The sequence below is a fragment of the Micromonospora sp. NPDC127501 genome (genome assembly GCF_040302185.1).
Lineage (GTDB): Bacteria > Actinomycetota > Actinomycetes > Mycobacteriales > Micromonosporaceae > Micromonospora.
Genome location: NZ_JBEORJ010000010.1, coordinates 1 through 25,612 on the forward strand (window position 1 = coordinate 1; position 25,612 = coordinate 25,612).

The 25,612-nt window shown below is 72.0% G+C and carries 24 protein-coding genes; 13 read left to right on the forward strand and 11 right to left on the reverse strand.

Annotated features, from left to right (window positions below):
* The first annotated feature begins 538 nt into the window (after window positions 1-538).
* The 10 genes from ABTW72_RS22020 to ABTW72_RS22065 all read left to right on the forward strand — a co-directional run bounded on the left by ABTW72_RS22020 (window position 539) and on the right by ABTW72_RS22065 (window position 14,113).
* Window positions 539-1,909 carry an L-serine ammonia-lyase gene (locus ABTW72_RS22020; protein ID WP_350861404.1) on the forward strand — a complete coding sequence of 457 codons (1,371 nt, stop codon included), beginning with the start codon at window positions 539-541 and terminating at the stop codon, window positions 1,907-1,909.
* 71 nt (window positions 1,910-1,980) lie between these two features.
* Window positions 1,981-2,808, forward strand: coding sequence for an ABC transporter permease (locus ABTW72_RS22025; RefSeq protein ID WP_350861406.1), 828 nt, complete (start codon window positions 1,981-1,983; stop codon window positions 2,806-2,808).
* Window position 2,809: 1 nt separating this feature from the next.
* A complete protein-coding gene (locus ABTW72_RS22030) occupies window positions 2,810-3,556 on the forward strand; it encodes an ABC transporter ATP-binding protein (RefSeq protein ID WP_112581808.1) in 747 nt (248 codons plus the stop codon).
* Window positions 3,553-5,613, forward strand: coding sequence for a DUF5941 domain-containing protein (locus ABTW72_RS22035; RefSeq protein WP_502892232.1), 2,061 nt, complete (start codon window positions 3,553-3,555; stop codon window positions 5,611-5,613). Before ABTW72_RS22030 ends, ABTW72_RS22035 begins: the two co-directional genes overlap by 4 nt.
* A gap of 14 nt (window positions 5,614-5,627) precedes the next feature.
* Window positions 5,628-7,838 carry a bifunctional glycosyltransferase/CDP-glycerol:glycerophosphate glycerophosphotransferase gene (locus tag ABTW72_RS22040; RefSeq protein ID WP_350861408.1) on the forward strand — a complete coding sequence of 737 codons (2,211 nt, stop codon included), beginning with the start codon at window positions 5,628-5,630 and terminating at the stop codon, window positions 7,836-7,838.
* A gap of 126 nt (window positions 7,839-7,964) precedes the next feature.
* Window positions 7,965-9,263 carry an ABC transporter ATP-binding protein gene (locus ABTW72_RS22045; protein ID WP_350861410.1) on the forward strand — a complete coding sequence of 433 codons (1,299 nt, stop codon included), beginning with the start codon at window positions 7,965-7,967 and terminating at the stop codon, window positions 9,261-9,263.
* 93 nt (window positions 9,264-9,356) lie between these two features.
* Window positions 9,357-10,355 (forward strand): ribosomal eL19 family protein, encoded by a 999-nt coding sequence (locus ABTW72_RS22050; protein ID WP_350861412.1) that lies wholly within the window; start codon window positions 9,357-9,359, stop codon window positions 10,353-10,355.
* Between the two features lie 61 nt (window positions 10,356-10,416).
* Window positions 10,417-10,881: a DUF4442 domain-containing protein gene (locus tag ABTW72_RS22055; protein WP_350861414.1), complete on the forward strand. Its 465-nt coding sequence runs from the start codon at window positions 10,417-10,419 to the stop codon at window positions 10,879-10,881.
* Window positions 10,882-10,940: 59 nt separating this feature from the next.
* Complete coding sequence (locus ABTW72_RS22060; RefSeq protein WP_350861415.1) at window positions 10,941-11,744, forward strand: HAD family hydrolase; 804 nt, start codon at window positions 10,941-10,943, stop codon at window positions 11,742-11,744.
* A complete protein-coding gene (locus tag ABTW72_RS22065) occupies window positions 11,741-14,113 on the forward strand; it encodes a glycoside hydrolase family 65 protein (protein WP_350861417.1) in 2,373 nt (790 codons plus the stop codon). Before ABTW72_RS22060 ends, ABTW72_RS22065 begins: the two co-directional genes overlap by 4 nt.
* Before the next feature lie 72 nt (window positions 14,114-14,185).
* On the opposite strand, the gene ABTW72_RS22070 is transcribed toward ABTW72_RS22065, so the two are convergent.
* The gene (locus tag ABTW72_RS22070; protein WP_112581801.1) at window positions 14,186-14,380 is read right to left on the reverse strand and encodes a hypothetical protein; all 195 of its coding nucleotides are present in this window, start codon (window positions 14,378-14,380) and stop codon (window positions 14,186-14,188) included.
* A gap of 190 nt (window positions 14,381-14,570) precedes the next feature.
* Between ABTW72_RS22070 and ABTW72_RS22075 the strand changes: the two genes are divergently transcribed.
* Window positions 14,571-15,221 (forward strand): dienelactone hydrolase family protein, encoded by a 651-nt coding sequence (locus tag ABTW72_RS22075; protein WP_350861419.1) that lies wholly within the window; start codon window positions 14,571-14,573, stop codon window positions 15,219-15,221.
* Here ABTW72_RS22075 and ABTW72_RS22080 read toward each other — a convergent pair whose 3' ends face one another.
* Entirely contained in the window at window positions 15,222-16,322 is a 1,101-nt protein-coding gene (locus ABTW72_RS22080) for an AI-2E family transporter (protein ID WP_350861421.1), read from the reverse strand. It abuts the gene before it with no gap.
* Between the two features lie 213 nt (window positions 16,323-16,535).
* On the opposite strand from ABTW72_RS22080, the gene ABTW72_RS22085 reads away from it, so the two are divergent.
* On the forward strand, window positions 16,536-16,706 hold the full coding sequence (locus tag ABTW72_RS22085) for an antitoxin (protein WP_274527910.1): 171 nt from the start codon (window positions 16,536-16,538) through the stop codon (window positions 16,704-16,706).
* Window positions 16,707-16,775: 69 nt separating this feature from the next.
* Here ABTW72_RS22085 and ABTW72_RS22090 read toward each other — a convergent pair whose 3' ends face one another.
* Window positions 16,776-17,375, reverse strand: coding sequence for a hemerythrin domain-containing protein (locus ABTW72_RS22090; RefSeq protein ID WP_350861425.1), 600 nt, complete (start codon window positions 17,373-17,375; stop codon window positions 16,776-16,778).
* Window positions 17,376-17,575: 200 nt separating this feature from the next.
* Here ABTW72_RS22090 and ABTW72_RS22095 point away from each other — a divergent pair, with 200 nt between their 5' ends.
* Window positions 17,576-18,892 carry an FUSC family protein gene (locus ABTW72_RS22095; RefSeq protein ID WP_350861427.1) on the forward strand — a complete coding sequence of 439 codons (1,317 nt, stop codon included), beginning with the start codon at window positions 17,576-17,578 and terminating at the stop codon, window positions 18,890-18,892.
* Between the two features lie 11 nt (window positions 18,893-18,903).
* On the opposite strand, the gene ABTW72_RS22100 is transcribed toward ABTW72_RS22095, so the two are convergent.
* The 8 genes from ABTW72_RS22100 to eccB form a co-directional block, all read right to left on the reverse strand.
* A complete protein-coding gene (locus ABTW72_RS22100; RefSeq protein WP_091395184.1) occupies window positions 18,904-19,548 on the reverse strand; it encodes a C39 family peptidase in 645 nt (214 codons plus the stop codon).
* A 224-nt stretch (window positions 19,549-19,772) separates the two neighbouring features.
* Window positions 19,773-20,180 carry a pyridoxamine 5'-phosphate oxidase family protein gene (locus tag ABTW72_RS22105; RefSeq protein ID WP_112677704.1) on the reverse strand — a complete coding sequence of 136 codons (408 nt, stop codon included), beginning with the start codon at window positions 20,178-20,180 and terminating at the stop codon, window positions 19,773-19,775.
* 31 nt (window positions 20,181-20,211) lie between these two features.
* Window positions 20,212-20,553: a YkvA family protein gene (locus tag ABTW72_RS22110; protein WP_112581796.1), complete on the reverse strand. Its 342-nt coding sequence runs from the start codon at window positions 20,551-20,553 to the stop codon at window positions 20,212-20,214.
* A gap of 33 nt (window positions 20,554-20,586) precedes the next feature.
* Entirely contained in the window at window positions 20,587-21,405 is an 819-nt protein-coding gene (locus ABTW72_RS22115; protein ID WP_350861430.1) for a hypothetical protein, read from the reverse strand.
* A gap of 156 nt (window positions 21,406-21,561) precedes the next feature.
* On the reverse strand, window positions 21,562-21,882 hold the full coding sequence (locus ABTW72_RS22120; RefSeq protein ID WP_350861432.1) for a hypothetical protein: 321 nt from the start codon (window positions 21,880-21,882) through the stop codon (window positions 21,562-21,564).
* A gap of 244 nt (window positions 21,883-22,126) precedes the next feature.
* A complete protein-coding gene (locus ABTW72_RS22125) occupies window positions 22,127-23,422 on the reverse strand; it encodes a WXG100 family type VII secretion target (RefSeq protein ID WP_350861434.1) in 1,296 nt (431 codons plus the stop codon).
* Window positions 23,415-23,825, reverse strand: a complete 411-nt coding sequence (locus ABTW72_RS22130) for a hypothetical protein (RefSeq protein WP_350861436.1) — start codon at window positions 23,823-23,825, stop codon at window positions 23,415-23,417. Before ABTW72_RS22130 ends, ABTW72_RS22125 begins: the two co-directional genes overlap by 8 nt.
* A 46-nt stretch (window positions 23,826-23,871) precedes the next feature.
* Entirely contained in the window at window positions 23,872-25,491 is a 1,620-nt protein-coding gene (gene eccB, locus ABTW72_RS22135; protein WP_350861438.1) for a type VII secretion protein EccB, read from the reverse strand.
* Window positions 25,492-25,612: the final 121 nt, after the last annotated feature.

Here is a 25,612-nt window from a genome sequence, read left to right on the forward strand (position 1 = left end):
CGCTGGGGCTCCCGCCCGGCCGCGCCCGCGCGGGGCCGCCCGCGCCCGCGCCCGCCCGCCCGCGCCCGCGCCCGCCCGCCCGCGCCCGCGCCCGCCCGCGCCCGCCCGCGCCCGCCCGCGTCCGCGCCCGCCCGCGCCGCGCCCGCCTGCCTCCCGCGATGCCGCGTCCGCCGCGGCCAGGCAGAGATCGTGCTCGATCCAGGATGTAGTGGTGTCCTGCCGCCTTGATGCCACTACAACCAGGATCGAGCGCGATCTTGCGGGGCGAGCGGGGCGAGCGGGGCAAGCGGCGGGCGACGGGCGACGGGCGAACGGAGTGAGCGGGGAGGGGCGCGTGGGCGGGCGGGAGACGGTGGTCGGGTGTTCACGTCCCGGACCGGGTGGGCGGTGAGCTGGGCGGGTAGGCTGATTGATCGGCCTTCCACACCCCGGAGGGCCGGCACCCCATACCCCGGACGGTCTCCATCGGGGCCGCCAGACCGGCGGTCACGACCCGGCCGGGTCCCGTACGCCGGGACGACGGCGAGGAAGCGCAGCCATGATCAGTGTTTTCGACCTCTTCAGCGTCGGTATCGGGCCGTCCAGTTCACACACGGTGGGGCCGATGCGGGCCGCGCGGACGTTCGTTGGCGGGCTGAAGGCCGACGGGCTGCTCAGCGACACGGCGCGGGTGCAGGCCGAGCTGTTCGGCTCGCTGGGTGCCACCGGCCACGGCCACGGCAGCGGTCCGGCGGTGCTGCTCGGGTTGGCCGGCGAGTCGCCGGAGACGGTCGACACCGACACGGTCGGTCCTCGGGTCGAGCGGATCCGGGCCGAGCGGCGGATCAACATCCTCGACGCGCACGAGATCGACTTTGACCCGGATCGGGACCTGACGCTGCACCGCCGCCGGTCGTTGCCGTACCACCCGAACGGGATGACGTTCGTGGCGTACGACGGGGCCGGCGCCGAGCTGCGCAGCCGCACCTACTACTCCGTCGGTGGCGGGTTCGTGGTGGACGAGGCGGCGGCCGGGGCGGACCGGATCAAGCCGGACAGCACCGTGGTGCGGTACCCCTTCCTGACCGGGGCGCAACTGCTCGACGTCACCACCCGCACCGGGCTGTCGATCAGCGAGGTGATGCTGGCCAACGAGCGTTCCTGGCGCAGCGAGGCGGACATTCGGGCCGGTCTGCTGGAGATCTGGCGGGTGATGCAGGAGTGCGTGCAGCGCGGCTGCGAGCGCGACGGCGTACTCCCCGGGGGGTTGAAGGTTCGGCGGCGCGCGGCGGAGCTGCGGCGCGGCCTGGAGGCGGAGGCGGGGACGGTCGACCCGCTGCACGCGATGGACTGGGTGACGCTGTTCGCGCTCGCGGTCAACGAGGAGAACGCCGCGGGCGGCCGGGTGGTCACCGCGCCGACCAACGGTGCGGCCGGGATCATTCCGGCGGTGCTGCACTACTACACCCGGTTCGTGCCGGACGCCGATGACGAGGGTGTGGTGCGGTTCCTGCTGACGGCGGGCGCGATCGGTGTGCTGTTCAAGGAGAACGCCTCGATCTCGGGTGCCGAGGTGGGCTGCCAGGGTGAGGTCGGTTCGGCGTGCTCGATGGCGGCGGCGGGGCTGGCCGAGGCGCTCGGTGGCACCCCGGAGCAGGTGGAGAACGCGGCCGAGATCGGGATGGAGCACAACCTCGGGTTGACCTGTGACCCGGTGGGTGGCCTGGTGCAGATCCCCTGCATCGAGCGGAACGCGGTGGCTAGCATCAAGGCGATCACGGCCGCCCGGCTGGCGCTGCGCGGCGACGGGGTGCACAAGGTGTCGCTGGACAAGGTCATCAAGACCATGCGGGAGACGGGCGCCGACATGAAGGTCAAGTACAAGGAGACGGCGCGTGGCGGTTTGGCCGTCAACGTGATCGAGTGCTGAGTCCGGTCGATTCGGGGCAATCGTTCACCGACTGCTAACCTGTCGTCCGTTTCAGGAGGCGGGAGGCTGCGGTGACCTCTGGCGTCGCGGCGTTGTGGTCGCACCGCAACTCGCTGCGCATCCTGGTCAGGCGGGATCTCGCGGTCAAGTACCAGCAGTCGGTGCTGGGCTACTTCTGGTCGTTGATCGAGCCGCTCGGCATGGGCGCCATCTACTGGTTCGTCTTCGGGGTGCTTTACTCCCGGGACACCGGTCGGCACCTCGGTGAGGCGGCCGGGTCGTACCCGTTGTTCCTGATCACCGGCATCTTCGCCTGGATGTGGACCAGTTCGGCGCTGAGCGAGGCGACGAACGCGCTGACCGGCCAGTCCCGGTTGATCACCACGATGAACGTGCCGCGTCAGGTCTTTCCGATCGGCCGGGTCACCGGCCGGTTCGCCGAGTACGCGGCCGGCCTGCCGATCCTGATCGCCATCGCGGTGATCTACGCGGTGCACGGTCGGATCCACCCCGGTTGGTCGCTGCTCTCCCTGCCGCTGGCGGTGGTCGTCCAGGCCGTCCTGTTGACCGGGCTCGCCCTGCTGCTGTCCGCGTGGAACGTGCTGATGCGCGACGTGGAACGGCTGATGCGGCTGATCATCCGGGTGCTCTTCTACGCCACGCCGATCATCTATCCGCTCAGCCTGGTCCGGGAGTCCGGGCTGCCCGGCTGGTTGAAGGTGGTGTACGAGCTGAACCCGCTGGTCGGGATCTTCCAGCTGCACCACGCGATCTGGTATCCGGACGAGTTCCCGGACGCCCGGCTGCTCGCCACCACGATCGTCGGAAGCCTGCTGGTGCTGGCCGCCGGTTGGTGGTCGTTCCGCCGGTTGGAGCCCGCCGTGCTCAAGGAGCTCTGAGGTGGCCGCGCCGATCATCGAGGCCGACGGCCTGGGCATTCGGTTCGTCCGCAATCGTCGCCGCCAGCTGCGGCTGCGCGAGTTGTTCATCCACCGGGGGGCCCGCGGCGCGTTGCCCGGCCAGTTCTGGCCGTTGCGGGACGTGTCGTTCACCGTGCAGCCCGGCGAGACGGTCGGGGTGATCGGGCGCAACGGCACCGGCAAGAGCACCCTGCTGCGGCTGATCGCCGGGGTGCTCATACCGGACGAGGGCAGCATCCGGGTGCACGGCGCGGTGGCGCCGTTGCTGGAGTTGTCCGCCGGTTTCTCCAACGACCTGACCGGGCGGGAGAACCTGCACCTGGTCGGTGGGCTGCACGGACTGTCGACGAGCTACCTGAAGCGGCACTTCGACGAGATCGTCGAGTTCGCCGGTGAGCAGGTGGAACGGGCCATCGACACGTCGGTGCGGCACTACTCGTCGGGGATGAAGGTGCGGCTGGGCTTCGCGATCATCTCGCACCTGCCGCACCCGATCCTGCTGATGGACGAGGTGACCGCGGTCGGGGACGCGGAGTTCCGCAAGAAGTGTTACGCGACGATTGATCGTCTGCTCGGGGAGGGGCGCACGCTGGTGCTGGTGTCACACAACGAAAAGGACCTGACCCGGTTCTGCCGTCGGGGGTTGTACCTCGACGCGGGCCGGTTGACGCTCGACGGCACCATCGCCGAGGCGCTCGACGCGTACCACGCCGCGGTCCCGCGGTGACGCTCGCGATCGTGCTCGCCGCCGGGACGCCCGCGGCGGGCCTGACCACGGCGACCGGTGAGCCGCTGGCCGACCGGCTGGCCGCCCAGTTGCGCCTGGCCGGGGCGGACGAGGTGCGCTTCGCCGCCACCCTCGACGAGCTGTCCGACCTGATCACCACCGCGACCGCCCCGGTGCTGATCACCGGCACGGACCTGGTCGCGCACACCGCCGTCCTGCGGCATCTGGCCACCAGCCCGGTGGGCCCCACGGTGGCGCTGGTCCTCGGCGACCCGCCGGTGCCCGGTCGGACCGCCGTGCGGGAGGAGCGCGGCCAGGTGGTCGACGCCGGCGCGCTGGACGCCCTCGACGGGGCCGCCACCGGCGTGTTCGGCGGCGCGCTGCGGGTCGGCGTGGACGACCTGCCGACCCTCGCGGCCGCTGCCCGGGCCGCCGCGTCCGGGGTGCTCCCCGTCGCCGCCCCGATCGGCCCGGCCGGCGACGTGGCGCCGCTGCCGGCGACCGGCGGGGCCGGGTCCGGAGGGACGGTCGCTGCCGGTGGCCCCGGGTCCGCCGTGGACCGGCTCTTCGCGGGTCTCGCGGGGCTCGGCACCCTGATCTTCGCCCAGCGGGTACGCCTGCTCGTCGCCCACCGGGTCGAGGACCAGGCCGGGCTGACCGCTGCCGAGGCGGCGGTGACCGCCGTCGACGAGGACCGGGCCGAGCTGCGGCTGTCGGTGAAGGAGAAGGACGACTTCTTCTCTACCTACTTCGTCAGCACCTGGTCGCCGTACGTGGTCCGGCTCTCGGCCCGGCTCCGGCTCACCCCGACCGGGGTGACAGCGATCTCGGTGCTCTTCGCGTTGGGCGCGGCGGTGCTGTTCGGGGTCGGTGGGCGGCCCGCGCTGGTCGGTGGCGCGGTGCTGCTCTACCTGGGCTTCGTGCTGGACTGCGTGGACGGCCAACTGGCCCGCTACACCCGGCACTTCAGCGCCTGGGGTGGCTGGCTGGACACGATGGCGGACCGGGCCAAGGAGTACCTGGTCTACGCCGGGCTGGGGTTCGGGGTGAGCCACGCCGGGCTGGGCAACGGCTGGGCGCTCGCGATCGCCGCGATGACGTTGCAGACCGTCCGGCACATGACCGACACCTGGTACGGGGTGCTGCACGACGAGGCGGCCCGTCGTCCGCGTACAGCGACGAACGCCAGCGGCGGGATCGGTGACCGGCTCAACGCGGCGTCGACCCGGGTGCAGGCGGACACCGGGTCGGTGTCGTACTGGTTGAAGCGGACGGTGGTCTTCCCGATCGGTGAGCGGTGGGCGCTGATCGCGCTGACCGTGGCGCTGTTCAACCCGCTGGTCAGCCTGATCGCCGTGCTGGTCTGGGGGGTGCTGGCGTTCGCGTACACCGGGGCGCTGCGGACGCTGCGGGCCCGCTGGATGTGGGTGCCGGTGCTGGACACGGTCGACGCCACCCTGCACCGCGACGACGGGCCGCTGGCCCGCTGGTTGCCGGTGGTCCGCCCGATGGGGCCGCTGACCCTGGCGGTGATCGCCGCGCTCGGCCCGGCGGTGCTGCTGGTCGGGGCGCTGCTGAGCGACGCGCCCGAGGGGCTGCGCTGGGCGGTGCCGGTGGCGCTGCTGGTGCTGCTGGTCGGCGGTCTGGGTGCCGGAGCGGCGCACAACGGTCCGCTGGACTGGCTGGTGCCCGCGGCGTTGCGGGCCGCCGAGTACCTGTTCGCCATCGCGGTCGGGGTGGTCGGTGCGGCGCCCGGCTGGCTGATCTTCGGGTACGTCTTCGTGCTCACCGTGCACCACTACGACCTGACCGCCCGGCTGGAGAAGCGACAGGCGGCACCGCCCCTGCACGCGGCGACGCTGGGCTGGGAGGGGCGCTCGGTGCTGCTGGCCCTCGCGGCGATCGCCGGTATTGCGGGTATCGGACTGGCTACACTCGGTGCGTACCTTCTCGTGGTTTTCGTGGTGAGCGTCGTCCTGGCCTGGTTCGTGCGACCGGCCCGTAGCGCGCGGGCGTCGGTGGCGCCGGCGGGCGCTGGAGGTGCCGCGCCGCGCTGACGGAGGGCGGCCGGATGACTCTGATCAGCTTCGTGGTGCCGGCCTTCCGGGTGCAGGGATACCTGCGGGAATGCCTGGACTCCATCCTCGGTCAGCCGGAGACCGACATCGAGGTGATCGCCGTCGACGACTGCTCGCCGGACGCCAGCGGCGACATCATCGACGAGTACGCGGCCCGCGACCAGCGGGTCCACTCGGTCCGGCTGTCGGAGAACGTCGGCCTCGGTCCGGCCCGGAACATCGGGCTGGACCGGGCCGTCGGCGAGTACGTGTGGTTCCTCGACGGCGACGACTGGCTGGCCCCGGAGTGCCTGACCGAGGTCGCCGAACGGTTGCGGGTCACCCGCCCGGACGTCCTGCTGGTCGACCACGTCCGCACCCACTGGAACGACACCGCCACCCGCAGCGCCATGGCCGAGGTGTTTCCGGAGTCGCCGGGCCCGGACACCTTCCGCCTGCGGGACCGGCCGCAGGCGATGCACCTGCTGCACACCGCGTGGAACCGGCTGGTCCGTCGGGAGTTCCTCGCCGATCTGGGGCTGCGCTTCGCGCCCGGCTGGTACGAGGACGTCTCGTTCAGCTACCCGGTGCTGATGGCCGCGCGCCGGATCGGCGTACTCGACCGGGTCTGCGTCAACTACCGCCAACGTCGCGCCGGCGCGATCACCCGGACCCGGGGTGACCGGCACTTCGAGGTCTTCCCGCAGTGGCACCGGGTCTTCCACCTGATGGATTCGTGGGGGTCGGTGACGGAGGCCCTGCGGCCGGCGGTTTTCGAACGGATGATCTGGCACTACCTGACAGTCCTCGGCAACGGTCAGCGGATCGCGCCGGAGCTGCGAGAGGCGTTCTTCGCGCAGATCACCGCGGACTACGAGCGCTGGCTGCCGGCCGGCGGTTATCCGGTGCCGGACGGGGTCGAGGGGATCAAGCACAAGCTGGTCGCCTCCGGCCGGTGGCGCACCTTCAGCGCGTTGCGGGCCGCCAGCCGGGCCCGCGACGCCGCCCGCCGGCAGGCCCGCACGGCGCGGCGCACTGTCGGCCCGGTCGCCCGGCGCGGTGCCCGGCTGACCCGGGACGGGCTGCTGCGCGAGTACTACCGGGCCGAGTTGCGGCGGCCGGTCGACCCGACGCTCGCGGTGTACGCGGCGTACTGGTACCGGGGTTACTCCTGCAACCCGGCGGCCATCTACGAGGTCGCCCGCCGGTTGGCGCCGGGGGTGCGCGGGGTGTGGGTGGTGCGTCGGGACCGGGTGGACACCGTGCCGGCCGGGGTGGAGTACGTGGTGGCCGGCACGCCCGCGTACTACCGGGTGCTCGCCCGTGCCCGGTGGCTGGTCAACAACGTCAACTTTCCGGACTTCGTCCGCAAGCGACCGGAACAGGTGCACGTGCAGACCCACCACGGCACGCCGGTCAAGGTGATGGGGCTGGATCAGCAGCGCTACCCGATCGGCGCGGGCCGGATGGACTTCGCCGGGCTGCTGCGCCGGGTGGACCGCTGGGACTACAGCGTCAGCGCCAACAGCTTCTCCACCCAGATGTGGGACCGGGCCTACCCGGCCACCTACACCACACTGGAGGTGGGGTACCCGCGCAACGACCGCCTGGTCACCGCCAGCCCGGACGAGGTGCGCCGACTCCGCGCGGAGTTCGGCCTCGACCCCGACGAGCAGGTCGTCCTGTACGCCCCGACGCACCGCGAGCACCTGCCCGGCTACCGGCCGCCGTTCGACCCGGACCGGTTCGTCCAGGCGCTGGGTGACTCGGGCCGGTTGCTGATGCGCAGCCACTACTTCCACGACCGTGATCGACGCCCCGGCCAGCCGAGGGACTGGGAGCGGGTTCGTGACGTCAGCGGCCATCAACGGGTGGAGGATCTCTACCTGGTGGCGGACGTGCTGGTCACCGACTACTCGTCGGCCATGTTCGACTATGCGGTGTTGGACCGGCCGATCGTGCTCTACACCCCGGACTGGGAGGCGTACCGGCTGGCCCGGGGGGTCTACTTCGACGTCACCGCCGAACCGCCGGGCGCGGTAGCCTCCACTTTCGCCGATCTGCTCGATTTGTTCCGTACCGACGGGGTGCGCTCGGACGCGGCGACCAAGGCCCGCGAGCATTTCCGGGCCCGGTTCTGCACTCTGGACGACGGGCGGGCGGCGGAGCGAGTGGTGCGGCAGGTGTTCCTCGGGGAGCCGGGCGAGCGGTCCACGCCCTGCTGATCGCGGCTTCTGTCGTGTAATAGCAGTGTCATCGATCGAACATGAGACGTTTACCCGATGTCACAAACCCATGATCCTGGTCACAGTCTTGTGGGGGTTCGGTCGACGCGCGCTGGGGGGAAGACGGTGAGCACCGTCACGCTCAAGGATGTGACCAAGGTTTTCCGAGATGGCACGCTGGCCGTCGACAGCATCAACCTCGATGTGAACGACGGCGAGTTCATGGTGCTGCTTGGGCCGTCCGGGTGCGGCAAGTCGACGGTGCTGCGAATGATCGCCGGGTTGGAGGAGCCGACCACCGGTGCGGTCATGCTCGACGGGGAGGTGGCGAACGACCTGCCCCCACGGGACCGCAGGATCGCCATGGTCTTCCAGGACTTCGCCCTCTACCCGCACATGACCGTCGGCGACAACATCGCGTTTCCGCTGCGGCTGGCCGGGGTCGAGCCCGAGCCGCGGGGCGAGCGGGTCAGCGACGTGGCGAGCGCGCTGGGCATCGGTGACGTGCTGGCCCGCAAGCCGGGCCAGCTCTCCGGCGGGCAGCGGCAGCGGGTGGCGATGGGGCGGGCGATCATCCGCCGGCCCGGTCTGTTCCTGATGGACGAACCGTTGTCCAACCTGGACAGCGGCCTGCGGGCCGAGCTGCGCGCGGAGATCTCCGGTCTGACCCGCGAGCTGGGCGTCACCACGGTCTACGTCACGCACGACCAGGCCGAGGCGCTCACCATGGCCGACCGGGTGGCCATCATGCGCCGCGGCGTGCTCCAGGACGTGGGCACACCGACCCAGGTGTACGGCCGGCCGGCGACGCTCTACGTGGCGGCGTTCCTGGGCAGCCCACGGATGAACCTGCTGGAGGCGTCGGTCTACGTCCATCTCGACCGGTACGTCACGCTCAACCTCGGTGACCAGTCGCTCTACCTGCCCTGGAACGACATCCGCAGTCGGGCGGTGGCGCACTACCACGGTGAGCGGATCGTGGTCGGCATGCGGGCCGAGGCGCTCACCCCTGTCGCACCGGACAGCCCCGGCGACGTGCTGCGCGGGCGGATCCGCTACCTGGAGCACCACGGGCACGAGTCGTTGGCGTTCCTCGACATCGGTGCGACCGCGATCGTGGTCGACGAGATGGGTGCCCCGCTCGAACCGCCGCCGGTGGGCCAGCGCGGCCTGCGCCGCTTCGGCTCGGTGATGCAGCGGCTCACCGGCAAGCCGGTGGAGACGCAGGAGGCCCCGGCCAGTGGCGTCCAGACCAGCGTGCTCCCCGATCCGGGCCGGCACCACCGCCGCCCGGCGGAGCTGGCGGTGCGGCTGGCGCCGTACCCGGCGGTCAACGCCGGTCACCCGCTCGCCGTCTCGGTACGGATGGACGCGCTGCACTTCTTCGACGAGCGCGGCGATCGGATCGACGTGGGTTGGCGCTGACGACGTGCCCGGACGGGGTGGCGGGCCCGCCACCCGGTGCCCTACCGTCTGCCCACCAGTCCACTGTGAAAGACCACCGAGAGGGGTGCACCCGTGTCGGGTGACCGTCCCAGCCCGCTCGTCATCGAGCGCATCCTGCGGGATCGCCAGAGCATCTGGCAGCAGATCGTGGCCGAGCGTGACCTCAACGCCCTGACCGGGCGGATGCTGACCAGCTCCGCCATCGCGTTGGCCTGCTACGGGGCGGTGTTGGGCTTCTTCCACAGCCCACTGATGGCGCTGACCTCGGCGCTGAAGCTGCCGCTGCTGTTCCTGGTCACCCTGGTCATCTGCCTGCCCACGCTCTACCTGTTCAACCTGGTCTTCGGCGCCCGGCTCTCGGTGCGGCAGTCGTTGGCGCTGGTGATGGTGGCGATCACGGTCACCTCGATGCTCGCGGTGGCGTTCGCACCGATCAGCCTCTTCTTCCTGATCACCGCCAACGACTACGGGTTCTTCAAGCTGCTCAACGTGTCGATCCTGACCCTGTCGGCGCTGGTCGGGTTGCGCTTTCTGACCAGCGGGATGCAGGTGCTCAACGACCACGGCCTGCTCGCGCCCGACGCCGCCAACGCCACTGTCGACGGGCAGGCCAGCGCCCCGGCGTCGGTCCAGGCCGTGCCGGCCGCGGTGCCCGCCGGGCCGACGCCGGTCGCCGCTCAGAGCGCCGAGCCGGTCGCCGTACCGGCCGGGGCCGCCGTGGCCGAGTCGACTGCGAACGGTGCCGTGACCACCGCGACGGCTCCGGCCCAGGTTCCGACGCAGTGGGCCGGGCAGCCGGCCGGTGCCTCGTTCCCGCCCGGCATGCTGCCGCCCGGCTACGTGGCGCAACGCCCGTGGGACGGCCGTGCGGTCCGGCGCGGGGAGCCGACGCAGCGTCCGGCCAGCATGACCCTGCTCTACATCTGGATCCTGCTCTTCGGCTTTGTCGGCACCCAGCTGGCCTGGACGCTGCGGCCGTTCTTTGGCGACCCGGGGCAGGATTTCTCCTTCTTCCGCAGCATCGACGGCAACTTCTATGCGGAGATCCTGCGCATCATCGGCAACCTCTGACCGTCCCCCGATGGCAAGGTCGCTGGTTGCCGGCCTGGTTACCGGTTAGTAACGTCAGGCCATGACTATCGACTCCCGCCAGGTGGCGGCCGGCATGCTGGAAGCGGTGCCGTTCGCTCGTACGCTCGGTATCGAGTTCGTCGAGGTGGCACCCGAGGCGGAGGGCGGCGTGCGGGCAGTCGTCCGGCTGCCCGACTCGCCGGCCACCCACAACCACATCGGGGGCCCGCACGCCGGCGCCATGTTCGCCCTCGGCGAGACGGCCTCCGGCGCCGTCGTGCTGGCCGCCTTCGGGCAGTTGCTCGACCGGGCCGTGCCGTTGGCCGTCCGGGCCGAGATCGCCTACCGGAAACTCGCCATGGGTCCGGTGCTGGCCACCGCGCGACTCGGCCGGCCGGCGGCCGAGGTGACCGAGGAGCTGGCCGCCGGTCGGCGCCCGGAATTCCCCGTCGCGGTCCAGATCGCCACCGAGGACGGCAAGCCGACCTCGGAGATGACCGTGATCTGGACGCTGCGACCGAACTGAAACGCCCCATGGCGGCCGAAACGGGTTTGCGGGCCCAGCAGGGTGGATAGATTCGTACCGTGCTGGGCCTACCTGCTCACGTGACCGCCTGTCTCTTCGATCTGGACGGTGTGCTGACGCAGACCGCCCGCGTACACAACGCCGCCTGGACGCAGACGTTCGACGAGTTTCTCCGCCAGCGCGCCACGGTCTCCGGCGAACCGTTCCAACCGTTCGATCCGGGCCCGGACTACAACCGCTATGTCGACGGCCGCCCCCGGGCCGACGGTGTCCGGTCGTTCCTCGCCTCCCGCGGGATCGTGCTGCCCGAGGGCAGCCCGGACGACCCGCCGGAGGCGGAGACCGTCAACGGCCTGGGCAACCGCAAGAACGTCCTGCTGCTGCACCGTCTGCGTACCGACGGCGTCGAGGTCTACCCGGGCTCGGTGCGGTACCTGGAGGCGGCGACCGCCGCCGGGCTCCGCCGAGCCGTGGTCACCGCCAGCGCGAACGGGGGTGAGGTGGTCGCCGTCGCCGGATTCGAGCCGCTGCTGGAGGCCCGGGTGGACGGGCTGGTCGCCCGTGCGCAGGGGCTGCGCGGCAAACCACACCCCGACACGTTCCTCGCCGGGGCCAGGGTGCTCGGCGTCGACCCGACGCAGGCCGCCGTCTTCGAGGACGCGCTCTCCGGGGTGGCCGCCGGCCGCGCCGGTGGCTTCGGCTACGTGGTCGGCGTCGACCGGGTCGGGCAGGCCGACGAGTTGCTCGCCCACGGCGCCGACATCGTGGTGACGGACCTCGCCGACCTTCTCGACCGTGCGGACCCACCGGCACCGAACCGCACCGCTACCGACCCGCTCGCCACCCAACGAGGCTCCGGATGATCCGGGAGCGCGCCTATCCGGTGGAGCCGTGGCACGTCCGGGAGACCCGGCTGGACATGGACGTGCTGGCCCAGTCGGAGTCGGTCTTCGCGCTCTCCAACGGGCACGTCGGCCTGCGCGGCAACCTCGACGAGGGCGAACCGCACGGCCTGCCCGGCACCTACCTCAACTCGTTCTACGAACTGCGCCCGTTGCCGTACGCGGAGGCGGGCTACGGCTTCCCCGAGTCCGGGCAGACCATCGTCAACGTCACCAACGGCAAACTGATCCGGCTGCTGGTCGACGACGAACCGCTCGACGTGCGTTACGGCGAGCTGATCGCCCACGAGCGGATCCTCGACCTGCGGGCCGGCACGCTGCACCGGGAGCTGCACTGGCGCTCGCCCGCCGGCCGGGAGGTCAAGGTCCGCAGCACCCGTCTCGTCTCGTTCACCCAGCGGTCCGTGGCCGCCATCAGCTACGAGGTGGAGGCCGTCGACGGCCCGCTGCGGCTGATCGTGCAGTCCGAGTTGGTGGCGAACGAGTCGCTGCCGGCGCAGAGCAAGGACCCCCGGGTCGCGGCGGTGCTGGAGTCGCCGCTCCAGGCCGAGGAGGAGCTGACCACCCCCGACGGCGGGCAGCTGATCCACCGCACCAAGGTCTCCGGTCTGCGGGTCGCCGCCGCCATGGAGCACGAGGTGCACGGCCCGGACCACACCACCATCGAGTCCGAGGGATACCAGGACTGGGTGCGCACCACCATCGCCTGCGTGCTCCAGCCCGGCGAGAAGCTGCGGGTGATCAAATACCTGACGTACAGCTGGTCGAGTCGTCGGTCCCTGCCGGCGCTGCGCGACCAGGTCGGCGCGGCGCTGGCCGGTGCGCGGCTCGACGGATGGGACGGGCTGCACCGGGAGCAGCGCAACTACCTCGACGCGTTCTGGGACGCCTCCGACGTGCTGGTCGAGGGCGACCCGGAAGTGCAGCAGGCGGTCCGGTTCGGGCTCTTCCACGTGTTGCAGGCCGGCGCGCGGGCCGAGCAGCGGCCGATCTCGGCGAAGGGACTGACCGGCCCCGGTTACGACGGTCACGCCTTCTGGGACACCGAGATGTTCGTCCTGCCGGTGCTCACGTACACCCAGCCGAGCGCGGTGCGCAGCGCGTTGCAGTGGCGACACAGCACGCTGGATTCGGCGCGGGAACGTGCCGAGACGCTCAACCTCCGGGGCGCCGCCTTCCCCTGGCGGACCATCGAGGGCCCGGAATCATCCGGGTACTGGCCCGCCGGCACGGCAGCGTTCCACATCGCCGCCGACATCGCCGACGCCGTGCGCCGCTACGTGATGGTCACCGGGGACACCCAGTCGGAACGGGAGATCGGGCTGGAGCTGCTGGTGGAGACCGCCCGGCTGTGGCGCTCGATCGGCCACCACGACCGGCACGGGCAGTTCCACATCGATGGTGTCACCGGCCCGGACGAGTACACCGCCGTGAAGAACGACAACGTCTACACCAACCTGATGGCGCAGCGGAACCTGCTCGCCGCCGCCGACGTGGTCATGCGCTACCGGGACGAGGCGTTCCACCTCGGCGTCACCGACGAGGAGGCCGCGAGCTGGCGGGACGCCGCCACCTCCATGCACGTCCCGTACGACGAGGAACTCGAGGTCCACCAGCAGGTGGAGGGCTTCACCCGACTCCAGGAATGGGACTTCACGCACACACCGGCGGAGAAGTACCCGTTGCTGCTGCACTACCCGTACTTCGAGCTGTACCGCAAGCAGGTGGTGAAGCAGGCCGACCTGGTCCTCGCCATGCACTGGCGGGGGGACGCCTTCACCCCCGAGGAGAAGGTGCGCAACTTCCTCTACTACGAGCGCCGCACCGTACGCGACTCGTCGTTGTCGGCGTGCACCCAGTCGGTGCTCGCCGCCGAGGTGGGCCACCCCGAACTCGCGCACACCTACCTGCGTGAGGCCGCTCTGATGGACCTGCACGACCTCAACGAGAACACCCGCGACGGCGTGCACATGGCGTCGTTGGCCGGCGCGTGGCTCGCCCTGGTCAGCGGGTTCGGCGGTCTACGGGACCACGACGGCGAGCTGTCCTTCGCCCCCCGGCTCTCCAGCCGACTCAGCCGGTTGGAGTTCTCGCTCCAGTGGCGGGGGCTGGCGCTGCGAGTGGATGTCCGGCCGCACCAGACGACGTACTCGCTGCGCCACGGCGGTCCGGACGACGTGGTGGAGCTGCGCCACCACGACCAGATACTGCGGGTGACCTGCGACGAGCCGGTGACGGTGCCGGTGCCGCCGGCCGAGCCGTCCGGCCCACCGCCCGAGCAACCACCGGGCCGGTCTCCGCTGCTGCGGCTGCCCGAGCGCGAACAGTGACGGGTGGGGCGGGAATCTTCCCGCCCCACCCGTCCGCGCTGTGGGTCGGACCGGCTCACCGGTCCCAGTTCGTCAGATCGGCTCACCGGTCGACGGACGCCCGATCGCGTCCCGGGGCGCCGCCGCCTTCGGGTCGTCGGGCAGCCGGGCCGAAGCGGCCTGGTCTCCGAAATCCTGGTCCCCGACGTCCTGGTTGCGCTCGGCATCCTGTTCACGCTGGGTTCGCTCGGTCAGCTGCTGCTGCCGGGAAATCTGCTGCTTGGCCATGGCGATCCTCGCGATCCGTCGGGGCGCGGCTGCGCCGACACGGTCTGCGGTCGCTCGTCGCGTACCCGGCGCCCCAGTGGGCAAACGTGGCCCGGCGGCGGGCCCACGGCCCGGGGTGACCCCGTCGCGGCGTGCGTGCCGGGCGGCGGGCGGGGTACCCGGACCACCGGCGAGTACGCGGAGGTGAGGCATGGACGAGCAGCGCAGCGTGACCATTCCGATCGGGGACGCCCAACTCCCCGCCGACCTGACGCTGCCCGCCCAGTCGGTCGGCGTGGTGCTGTTCGCGCACGGCAGCGGCAGTTCGCGGCACAGCCCGCGCAACGTGGCGGTGGCCCGGACGCTGAACGGCCGTGGGCTCGGCACGGTGCTGGCGGACCTGCTCACCCCGGCCGAGGACGAGGTGGACGCGCGAACAGCCGAACTGCGCTTCGACATCGGGCTGCTGGCCAGCCGGCTGGCCGGGATCGTCGACTGGCTGGCCGTCGAGCGTCCTGCCGGCGATGTACCGATCGGTCTGTTCGGGGCCAGCACGGGTGCTGCCGCTGCCCTGGTCGCGGCGTCGTCCCGCGCCGATCGGGTGGCCGCCGTGGTCAGCCGGGGCGGTCGGCCGGACCTGGCCGGGAACGCGCTGGCCCAGGTGCGTACCCCCACGTTGCTCCTGGTCGGCGGGCTGGACGAAGAGGTGATCACGCTCAACGAGCGGGCGCTGGCCGAGTTGGGGGAGGTCGGCGAGCTGCGGGTGATCCCCGGCGCCACCCATCTCTTCGAGGAGCCGGGCACCCTGGAGCAGGTCGCCGACCAGGCTGGCACCTGGTTCACCACGCACCTCGGTCGGTGATCAGTCCGAGGGTAGGAGAGCCGAGGCCGAGCGGCGCTGTTGGACGGTGTCGATCACACGCCAGAGGACGGCGGTGATCGGGACGCTGACGAAGGCGCCAGCGATGCCCGCGATCAGCGTGCCTGCGGTGACCGCCACCAGGATCACCGCCGGATGCAGTCGGACCTGCCGCTTCATGACCAGCGGCTCCAGCAGGTTGCCTTCGATCTGCTGCACGGCGATCACCGCCGCGAGGGTGAGCAGCGCGGTGGTGGGACCGTTCGCGGCCAGCGCCACCAGCACCGCCACCGCGCCCGCCACCGTCGCCCCGATGATCGGCACGAACCCGCCGAGGAACGTGATCAACGCCAGCGGCAGGGCGAGCGGCACCCGCAGCACCACGAGAGCCAGCCCGATGCCCAGCGCGTCGATCGCGGCGATGAACATGGTGCCCCGGCTGTACGCGCCCAACGTCTGCCAACCGTTGCGGCCCGCCTCGGCCAGCACTGGTTGGTTCGGGCCGGAGACCCGGGACAGCACCCAGTGCCACATGGACCGGCCGTCCTTGAGCAGGAAGAAGAGCAGCACCAGAGCCAGCAGCGCGGAGCCGAACACCTCGGTGGCGGTCCGGGCGCCGGCCACCGGGTCCGGAGAGCTGCCACCGAGCCCCTCCCGGGCCTGGTCGACCAGCCGGTCCAGCTGTGCCTCGCTGACCGGCAGGGTGGACGTCACGAAGTCCCGGCTGCGTTCGACCCCCTGTGTCAACTCCTGGCTGAGCTGATCGAACTGGTTGGCGGTCAGGTTCCACACCAGGGCGCCGACGCCGACCAGGATGCCGAGCAGCAGCAGTACGGTGCAGAGCGCGGCCAGCGCCGCCGGCAGGCGCAACCGGCGCAGCAGCAGCAGGACCGGGTCGAGCAGCGCGGTGAGGAAGATGGTGGCGGCCAGCGCGATGGCCAGCGGCGCCAACAGGACGGCGATCCGGCCGAGCAGGTAGAGCCCCGCGACGATCACCACCAGGCAGGCGCTCCACAACACAGCGCTCCGGACCAGCCACGGCAGCGCCGCCCAGGTCTGGCGCGGCCCGGGGGCGCCTGTCGGTCCGGGTTCCTCTGCGGCCATGTCGGTCCTCCTCGATGTCGACGAGGTCGGTACCCGGTCGGTCGTGCCCCGACACCCGAATCGCTGGCCGTTGCCCGCGCGGATCGTACGTCGGCCGGAGTGAGGTGAGTGGGTGTTCGCGAATCACGTCCGGAGCGGCGGCGTTTGCGTCGTCGGGCCGAGGGAACGCGAAGGGGACGGACCGGACTGAGGAGGAACGCCGTGGGTGATTTCATGGACAAGGCCAAGGACTTCGCGGACAAGCATGACAAGCAGGTCGACCAGGGTGCGGAGAAGGCCGGCGACATGGCCGACAAGCGCACCGGCGGCAAGTACGACGATCAGATCGACAAGGGCGTGGACCAGGCCCAGGCGCGCACCGGTGAGGGCGACCAGGTCCGCTGACCCAGCGCGCTACTCCCGGGCCGCCGAGCCGTCGGCGACCCGGGAGTGCCGGTCCGGATGATGCGCGGGTCAGCGCCTGTCGCGTAGCTCGTCCATCGAGGTGGGCCGGCCGCTCAACGCGTCGCGTAACCGATCGACCACACCGATGCCGGGGGCGAGCAGCTTGTTCGCCGGTGGGTGCTCCGGGCTCCCCGGATGTGGCCGGGTCGGCCCGATCTCTTTGATCGCCGTCACCCGGGCGGCGATCTCGACCAGCTCCTCCCGGGCGGTCGCCGCGCGCAGCCGGGGAAAGAGCTCCTTCTCCTCCTCCGCCACGTGGTGCCGGACGGTGCTGGTCAGTTGGGCGAGCAGCTCGTCGAAGCGGGTGTCGGACGGGTCAATGGACTCCAACTCCTTCATGGTCCGCTCGGCGTCGGCGTGCTCCGCGATCTCCCGGTCGGCGATCTCGTTGCCGTCGGGCAGCACCTTTCGGGCGATCGGATACACGTACGCCTCCTCGGCGACCGAGTGGCGGACGAGTTCGGCGATCACCACGTCGGCGAGGCGCCGGCGGTGCTCGGGGGTGCCCTGCCGGGTCGCCAACTCGACGAGGACTGCCTCGATCTCACGATGATCGGAGACCAGGATGTCGACGGCGTCGTGGTCGTCGGCGGTCGGTGGATTGGTCATGTCACGGCCCCTTACCGGTTGCGGATCGGTGGGAGGTGTGTGGCTCTGGTACCCCCACGGGGCTGCACAAACCTACGGTTGACGATGCGTTCGACGGTGTCGGTGGTGCTGGCGGTGGCTGTGGTGCCCGGCCACCGCTCGCGGTGGCGGTGGTGCCCGGCCGCCACGATTGCCCTGCCGCCGCCGGGGTAACCGCCGCCATGGCCGACGACCGCCCACCCGCCGACCGCGGTCGGTCGCGGCTCGACGAGACCGCCGAGTGGGCGGTCCGGCAGGTGCGGCACCGTGGCGGAGAGGCCGGCCGGATCCGGGCCCGGCAGTGGGAGGTCACTCTGGTGATCTCCATTCAGGCCGGCCTGGCCGCGGCGATCGCCGCCCTGCTCGCCCAGAACCTGCTCGGCCCCGGAGCGCACGTCTTCGCCCCCGCCGCCGCCGTCGGTACGATCGCCACCGCCATCGGGCAGCGGGCGCGGCGCACCTTTGAACTGTTGGGCGGCGTGGCCCTCGGCATCATCATCGGCGACACGCTGCGTTTCCTGCTCGGCTCGGGCCCGTGGCAGACCGGTGCAGTGGTCGCGCTGGCCATCGCCGCCGCGTTGCTGGTGGCCGGAAGGGGTGGTGCGCTGGTCGGCCAGGCCGGCGGTACCGCCGTGCTGATCGCCACGCTGGCCCCGATGGAACGGGGCCTGGAGTTACCTCGGATCTTCGACGCGCTCGTCGGTGGGGCGGTCGGCCTGGTGGTGGTCGCGCTGCTGCTGCCGATCAACCCGCTGCGGGTGCTGGACCGGGCCGCGGCACCGATCTTCGCGATCCTCTGCGAGCAGCTCGCCGAACTGGCGCGGGCGCTGCGGGAGCGCGACGGCGAGCGGACCCTGGGCGTCCTGGAGCGGCTCCGAAGCACCGAGGGAGACCTGGGCCGGCTGCACGATGCGTTGAGCGGCGCCGATGAGGTGGTGACCATCGCCCCGGTGCGCTGGCACCGTCGGCAGCAGTACCACCGTTACGCCCGCAGCGCCGGTCACCTGGAACGGCTGCTGCTGGACACCCGCGCCATGGCCCGTTGGTCGACCACCGCGTTGCAGTACGGCGAGCCGATTCCGCAGGAGCTGCCGGATGCGATGGGCCGGTTGGGTCAGGCGGTGGCGGAGATGCGGATGGAGTGCAGGGTCGGTGACGACCCCCGGCGTACCCGCCGGTTGGTCGAGGAGTGCGCCGAATTGGCCGGGCGGGCCTCCGCGGCCGGCGTCAAGTCGTTCGGCGAATCCCTCGTCACCGGACTGCGTACCGCGGCCAGCGACCTGCTCCGGGCCGCCGGTTCCGAACCCGAAGACGCCAACCGGATCGTGCGCCGGGCGGCCGGAGCAGGCGAGGCGGAGATCCACCCGCCGGTCCGCCGACAACTGCACCGGACCCGACCGACGCGGGCCGCCCGAGCCCGTCGGCGCGCCCACCTCGCCGCCCGCGCCCGTAACGACAGTCGGGCCGGCCTCCCCGCACGGGAGAGGCCGGCCCGGTGAAACCGTCCGGATCAGGAGGAGTAGCCCCGCTCCGCGATCCAGTTGGCGACCTTCGGCAGGCTCATCCAGTACTCGCCCAACGCCGGGTCGGCCGGGTCGGCGACCCGGATCGTGTCACCACCGTCGCGGTAGCCGACGAGGGTCAGGTAGTGGCCACCCTCGTACGAGTGCGGGTTGCCGTCGGTGTCCACCGTCGTGCCCTTGATGTTCGCGACCACCGGGCGGCCGGCGTCCACCGCGGCCAGCACGTCACGGCGCAGCTGCTCGACCTGGTCGGGTCGGGCCACCGAATCACGGATCTCGGTGGTCCGGTACTTGCCACCGGTCAGCTCGTTCAGCACCCGGGTGGTGTCCAGGGCTGAGGGGGTACCCGCCTCGGTGGTGCCGAGCAGCCGGGCCACCTCGTCCTGGGACAGCGCCTTGCCCTGCGCGGACAACGCGATCCGGGTCGCGGCCGGGCCGCAGTAGTAGAAGTTCGGCTGGGCCTGGTAGTCGACGCCGAGGATCCGCTCGGCGTGCCTGTCGTTCTGGCTCGACGAGGCCGGGGCGGCCTGCGCCGGGGCGGCCTGCGCGGCCACCGCCGGGCCGAGGGCGCAGCCGCCGGCCACCAGCAGGCCGACGACGGACAGACCGCTCTTCTGGACGATCGGATTCATGGTCGAGTCTCCGTTCGGGGGTTGGCGCCTCCGGCCAGCGGAGGGCGGCAGCACCGGGAATGGCGCTCGGCGCAACACGGGGGCCGACCATCGGTGGTCTCGGCCCTGGGCGTACCGAGGGCGTAACCGCCCTGCTCCATGGAGAATTCCGCCGGCTGTGAGCACCGGGACCCGCGCGGCGTCCCTGTCCGACCCGAACCGGTCATCGGGGACACCCGGTCAGCTCAGAGGCTGCCCAACAGCCTGGTCACGGTGATTTCGATGACCACCCGTTCCGGATTCGGACGCGGTGTCCGATACCGCTCGGCGTACCGCCGCTCCGCCTCCGCCACGGCGGCCGGATCCGACCGCAGCACCGCGCGACCCTCGATGGTCAACCAGCGCCGGCCATCCACGTGGCACACCGCCACCGCCGCGCCCGCCGCGCCCGCCGCCGCCACCTGACGGGCCTTGCGGGAGGCGCCGGAGGTGATGACCCGGGCCAGGCCGGCCGCCGGGTCGAGAGTCACCCCGACCGGTACGACGTGCGGGGTGCCGTCCGCCCGCACTGTGGTCAGCGTCGCCAGGTGCCGTTCGGCGCAGAAGGCGACAACCCGCTCATCGTGCACGTCCAACCGATGATCGCCCGTCACGCCCGTCCCCTGTCCGCCGAACCGACTCCGATCATGGCACGCGGCGACGCACCTGGCCCCGATCCGGTGGGGCGTCCGGCTGACCGGGCAACTGGCGACCCGCCGCCCGACGTTGGTGCACCAGCCGGGTCAGGTAGATCAGCGCGGCGGCCAGGACCCCCATGTCGTCCAGGTAGATCGGGTCCGGCAGAACGTCGACCGGGAAGATCGTGTAGATCAGCGCCCCGTAGAAGGCGACCTTGCCGCCCGCGCCCAGCCCGGTCAGCAGCCGCCGGGTACGCACCACCCGCACCGCCAGCACCACGGCACCGACCAGTGTGGCGAGCGCCAGGATGCTGGCGATCACCACGAGGACCCACGCCTGTCGGGACATGCCGTCACGCTAACCCACCCGAGCCCGCGCGGCTCAGAACGCGGGCACCGTCGCACGGCCGCGCGCCGTCACCTTGTTCTCCCGGGTCTGCTCGACGTTCTCCCGGGGCTGCGCGCCCACGGGTCGGGCGACCTCGCTCAGCGGCAGCACCGACGCCGACTCGGCGACCCGTCGTCCGGTCGCTGCGTGCGCCTCCTCGCGGAGACTGCGAGCCGCAGCCACCGCCAACTCCGCCGCCCGCCACGCGGCCTGCTCCCGCTCGCGAGCCGCGGAGTGCCGGGCCGCCAGGTTGTCCCGGATCGCCCGCTGGAGCACCAGCTCCTGCTCGACCGGGTGCAGTCGCGGGTCCCAACCGTCGCGGTGCGCGAAGACGTCGCTGAGCTGCTCCACCGACAGCTCCCGCCGCCAGTACGCATCCAGCGCCGCCCGGTGCAGGTAGCGCTCGCGGTCCGCGTACTCGGCGGGGGTGCGTGCGGTGTGCGGCAGCGGCATCGCGGCCGCCGCGTCGAGCCGCCGTACGCCAGCCTCGGCCGCCTCGTACGCCAGCCAGGCCGCCTCGACCGCCTCCTGCGCGGCCACCCACTCCGTCCGGCGGCGCCGCACGGTGGTGGTCGCCCGCTCCGCAGCTACCGCGACCTCCTGCGCGTAGCGGCTCTGCTCCCGCTCCTCCTGCGCCTGCTCGAGTTGGCTCGGCATGGCGGCGCGGCGGATCCGGGAGCCCGGGTCGAAGCGGAACCGGCCGGGCCGCAGCAGGAGAGCGGAGACGGCGACGGCTACCACCCCGAGCAGGCTCAGCCAGATGACGGCGGCCCGGGAGAGGTCTGGCAGGACGGCGGAGAGGATGGTTTGCATGATCAGCACCTCGCGGTCGAAGGCGGGTATCGACGGGCGGCAGGAAGGCGCGGCAGCACCGGTCGGCCCGGTGGCGGGATGGTCCCGTCGACGGCGAACTCAGGTGCCGTGCGGGATGATCAGCCGGGTTCGGGCCCCGGGATCGCCGGGCCTGGCTCAGCGGGCGGGCGGGCCGCGTCGTGCAGGAGAGCCGCGGCCGGGATCGATGGCCGGGACGTGCACCGGGCCCGCCGCGACCGTGCCGGTCGTCGTGGCGGTATCGAGCGTGCCAGCCGGCGGGGCTTCAGCGGGCTGGGCGGCCCGCTGGTTGGCCGGGCCGGCGTCGGGGCGGACACTTGCCACCCGGCTGCTCACGGCACTGGGCCGCAGCTGCGTGGGGGCGGGCGGTGGGGTCGCGGCGAGAGCGGCACCGAGGCCGACCGCGAGCACCAGCGCGGTGACCGCCAGACGGGTCAGTTCCCGCAGTGACCGCAGCACAGCCCACCTGGCTGGGCGGACAGACGCTGCGGACGACACCCGACCAACCTATCGCCCGTCCTGCTCCACCGCAGCACGGCGAACGACCACGCGGGCGTGACCGCCACCACCATGCGCACTGTGGACGGCGTCGGTCGGGGGCCGGGAACGGCAGTGCCCCCGACCGGATCGGCTCCGATCGGGGGCACCGCGCATCGTCGGGGTGGCACCGCCGGCGGGGCGGGCGTGCCGGCGGCGGACGTGGTCAGTCGCCGGTGCCGAGCACCCGGGGCGCGGCCTTCTCGTCGCCCTGCCACACCATCTCGTCCTCGGTCAACCAGGTCAGCCGCTCGTCGGACTCGTCGTCCTGCGCTCGACCCTGCCCGCCGAGCACACCGGGGCGGGCGCCGCCGGACCCCGGTCGGGCGTTGCCGCCGGTCATGGCCGGGCGTCCGCCGCTCCCACCGCGCTGGCCGTCGATGCTGCGCCCGACCCCGTTGGCGGCTCGGGTCTCCGCCGGGGCCGCACCACCGCCGGTCGGTCGAGCCGAGCTGGCGGGCGCGTTGCCCGAGCCCGCGAGGGCGCCGCTGCGCAAGACCCCGCCGGCCGGTGACCCGCCCTGTGCTCCGTAGAGCAGGCCGGGACCGGTGCTCGCCGCGGCGGGCGCGCCGGCCGGCCCGGACAGCCCGACCAGCCCGGCGGCACCACCGCCGAGCAGCGCGCCGCCGACCAGTGGGTCGGCCCCGGCGAGGGAGGTGCCACGGTCAGCGAGGTCGCTGCCGGCGCCGATCGGCACGGCGCCGACAGCCGGGCTGCCACCGGTGCCCGAGCCGACCTCGCCCGGAGTCGAACCGTCGCCCGGCAGTTGGGCGACGCGGTCGGGCGACGAGATGGTCGCGTCACTGGTGCGCGCGGTGTCCGCGCCGGTGTTGGGGCCGCCCGACACCCTGGCGATGGCCGAGACACTCTGTGGCGTCGTCGGATCCTTGCGGGCGGTGGTCGGAGTGTCCGGGTCCGGCGGGGGTGGCTCGACCACCCGGTCGTAGGCGGAGAGCTCGTAACTGTTGGCCAGGCCGGCCACCAGGTTCACCATCCGCTGGTGGGCCTTCTCCTGCTCAGCCTTGTCCTGCTGGTGACCGGCGATGCCCCCGACGATCAGACCGGTCAGACCGAAGGCCGCGCCACCCTTGATCGCGCCGCCGATCGCCTTGTCGTTGTCGTCGGTCTCCTCCGGGCTCTCGGCCTGCTTGTGGGCGGCGCGCAGATGGTCGGCCATCATGGTCAACCCCTGCTTGATGCCGGCCATCCCTTCGCCCAACGCGTCGGTGTGGGCGACGATCAGGCTGAGTCGCCGATGGAACTCCCGACCCGCCGAACCCGTCCACGTGTTGGCGAGCTTGTCGAGGTCGCCGCTCAGATCCCGACCGAGGCCGTCGAGGATGCCCTTGAGCTCGGCCCACTGGGTGGCCACGCCCTCGATCTGCTCCGGCTTGCCCGCCATCAGGCCGTCGTACAGCTGCTGGTGGCTGTTGCCCTGGTAGCGCTGGGTGTAGTCAGACACGCCCGTCCTCCTTCGGCTGGAACGCCCGGTCGACCGGGGTCAGCGCGGCGGTGACATCTTCGGCGTTGGCCGCGTTACGCGCCTCGGCGGTGCGGTAGTTGCTCAGGATCGTGCTGGTCGCCTGCTGTGCCGCCAGCACCGCCTGCCGGACCCGTTCGGCCTGGTCGACATAGGACTGGTGGACCTCGCTGTAGCGACGCGCCTTGTCGGTGGCGTCGAAGAACGAGCCCAGCGCCGGAGGACGGCACTGCATCTCGGTGTTGAGCTTGCGCAGCACCGACTCGGCCTGGCTCAACCGCGACGCCAGGTGCTCGTGGAAGTCCTCAAGGGACAACAGGTCGACTTCCGTACGCCCGGCCATGGCAACATCCCCGTCGTTCTGGTTGACAACCGTCAGCGACATCCAGGTTAGTCCACCAGTGCGACTCCGGGCGACCCGCCGAGGCTGCTCAGCCGTCGGCGTCGGTCGATTCCGTGGACCCCCCACCGGTCCCGCCGCTCGACGGGGTGCCACCGGCCGGACTCGACGGCGTCGACCCCGACGGTGGCGCGGCGGACGACGACCCCGACGGTGGCGCCGCGGACGGCGTGCCCGAGGGCGGTGCCGCTGATGGTGAGCCTGACCTCGGCGCGGCCGACGGTGGCGCGGACGGTGCCGGCCCGTCCGGAGCGAAGACGGCGAACGCGTCCTCGCGGTCCAGGGTCGGCCCGGTCGGGATCAGTGCGAGCAGGGAGCCGGGCACCGCCAACGGCGTGATCCCGCCGTAGCCGAGCACGTCCAGGGTCTCCGCCGAGCCGAGCGGATACCGGATGCCCTGCGGGCTGATCAGGTAGATCGTCGACCCGGCGGCGCCGGACCCGCTGGTCCCGGCACCGGGCGAGGCCTGCGCGATGACACCCTTACCGCCGGGCAGCAGCACCGCCTCTGCGGTGCGTACGGCGTCGCGCCTGGTCTGGCGCACCGGCACCAGACCCGGATCGCTGTCGGTCAACTCGGTCGGCACCCGGTCGAAGACCTCCAGGGTGGTGGTCGGCGGGCCGCCCGAGCTGTCCTTGCGGTACGTCGCGCACAACGTGGTCTGACCGGGCTGGGCCGGGTAGAGGGCGGGCATCGTCGGGGGCACCCCCTCCTCCTCGATCCGCCGCTCCTCGAACGCCTCGCTGGCCTGGTTCGGGGTGATGTCGGTGATCCGACCGCCGTTGCTGACGAGCAGCAGAGCGGTGATCTCACTGATCGAGACGAGAGCGTCCCGGGTCAGCACGTAGTGCCGCCCGGCGGCCTTGAACACCGAACCGACGTCGTACGACTGCCCGGCCACCGTGCGACTGCTGGGCTCGCCCTCACCGGGCAGCGACGGCCGGCGCAGCGGTGGCCCGGCCGGCACGGCGTTGAGCAGTTGCTGCCCGACCTGGAGGCGCTCGGTGCCGGCCATCCGCAGCGCCGTGATCGTGCGAGACGGGTCGAGCAGTTGGAGTCGGGTGTTGTTGGTGACCAGGTACCGCTGGTCGTTCACCGAGACCAGCACCCCCCGGTCACCCAGGGGCGTGCCGCCGGGCAGGGCCCGGTCGATCACCAGTCGGGTGCTGGACCGCTGCCGGTCGACCGGGTCGGGCACGTCGCAGACCGACCAGGGCAGACCGGTCAGCGACTTACGGTCCGGCAGGGCGTCCGGTGCCCCGACGATGCCGACGGTGACGCCGCGGGGCCGGTCCCGCAGCGACGCCTGGGACATCGTCCGCACCTGGGCACTCGCGTCGTTCACGATGAGGCGCGCCGAGGTGTAGTTGAGCGTCGGGTGCAGCTTGCCCTCGATGAACACGTACGTCGCGCCGGTCTCCCGTTCGATGACCAGGGTCTGGTCGTCCAGCGGCGCCGCGCCACCGGTCAACTGGCCGTAGGCACCCACCCCGCCGAGCACGATGGCCGCGGTGAGGACACTGCCGAAGACGGCCATGCCGAGCCGTCGCATCGGCAGGTTGGTGGTCTCCGGATCGCCCGACAGCAAGGCGGAGACGATGCGGCGGGTGACGAAGCGGTACGCCTGCACCTGATCGCGGCGGGTCCGCATGACTTACCTCCGGCGGGGTGGATCCGCGACGATCAGGGTCGGGGTGCCGTCGCGGGCTTCCCTACGATAAGGGGCCGACGGTGGTTCCTTGGGACCACCGCTCGTGGCCGGCACCGGAGGA

Coding starts and splice junctions, on each gene's coding strand:
- ABTW72_RS22070 (WP_112581801.1), bottom strand. CDS start 14,380: ATGGCCAAGCAGCAGATTTCCCGGCAGCAGCAGCTGACCGAGCGAACC.
- ABTW72_RS22055 (WP_350861414.1), top strand. CDS start 10,417: ATGACTATCGACTCCCGCCAGGTGGCGGCCGGCATGCTGGAAGCGGTG.
- ABTW72_RS22130 (WP_350861436.1), bottom strand. CDS start 23,825: ATGTCGCTGACGGTTGTCAACCAGAACGACGGGGATGTTGCCATGGCC.
- ABTW72_RS22095 (WP_350861427.1), top strand. CDS start 17,576: ATGGCCGACGACCGCCCACCCGCCGACCGCGGTCGGTCGCGGCTCGAC.
- ABTW72_RS22115 (WP_350861430.1), bottom strand. CDS start 21,405: ATGCAAACCATCCTCTCCGCCGTCCTGCCAGACCTCTCCCGGGCCGCC.
- ABTW72_RS22065 (WP_350861417.1), top strand. CDS start 11,741: ATGATCCGGGAGCGCGCCTATCCGGTGGAGCCGTGGCACGTCCGGGAG.
- ABTW72_RS22090 (WP_350861425.1), bottom strand. CDS start 17,375: ATGACCAATCCACCGACCGCCGACGACCACGACGCCGTCGACATCCTG.
- ABTW72_RS22080 (WP_350861421.1), bottom strand. CDS start 16,322: ATGGCCGCAGAGGAACCCGGACCGACAGGCGCCCCCGGGCCGCGCCAG.
- ABTW72_RS22075 (WP_350861419.1), top strand. CDS start 14,571: ATGGACGAGCAGCGCAGCGTGACCATTCCGATCGGGGACGCCCAACTC.
- ABTW72_RS22020 (WP_350861404.1), top strand. CDS start 539: ATGATCAGTGTTTTCGACCTCTTCAGCGTCGGTATCGGGCCGTCCAGT.
- ABTW72_RS22100 (WP_091395184.1), bottom strand. CDS start 19,548: ATGAATCCGATCGTCCAGAAGAGCGGTCTGTCCGTCGTCGGCCTGCTG.
- ABTW72_RS22085 (WP_274527910.1), top strand. CDS start 16,536: ATGGACAAGGCCAAGGACTTCGCGGACAAGCATGACAAGCAGGTCGAC.
- ABTW72_RS22110 (WP_112581796.1), bottom strand. CDS start 20,553: ATGTCCCGACAGGCGTGGGTCCTCGTGGTGATCGCCAGCATCCTGGCG.
- ABTW72_RS22040 (WP_350861408.1), top strand. CDS start 5,628: ATGACTCTGATCAGCTTCGTGGTGCCGGCCTTCCGGGTGCAGGGATAC.
- eccB (WP_350861438.1), bottom strand. CDS start 25,491: ATGCGGACCCGCCGCGATCAGGTGCAGGCGTACCGCTTCGTCACCCGC.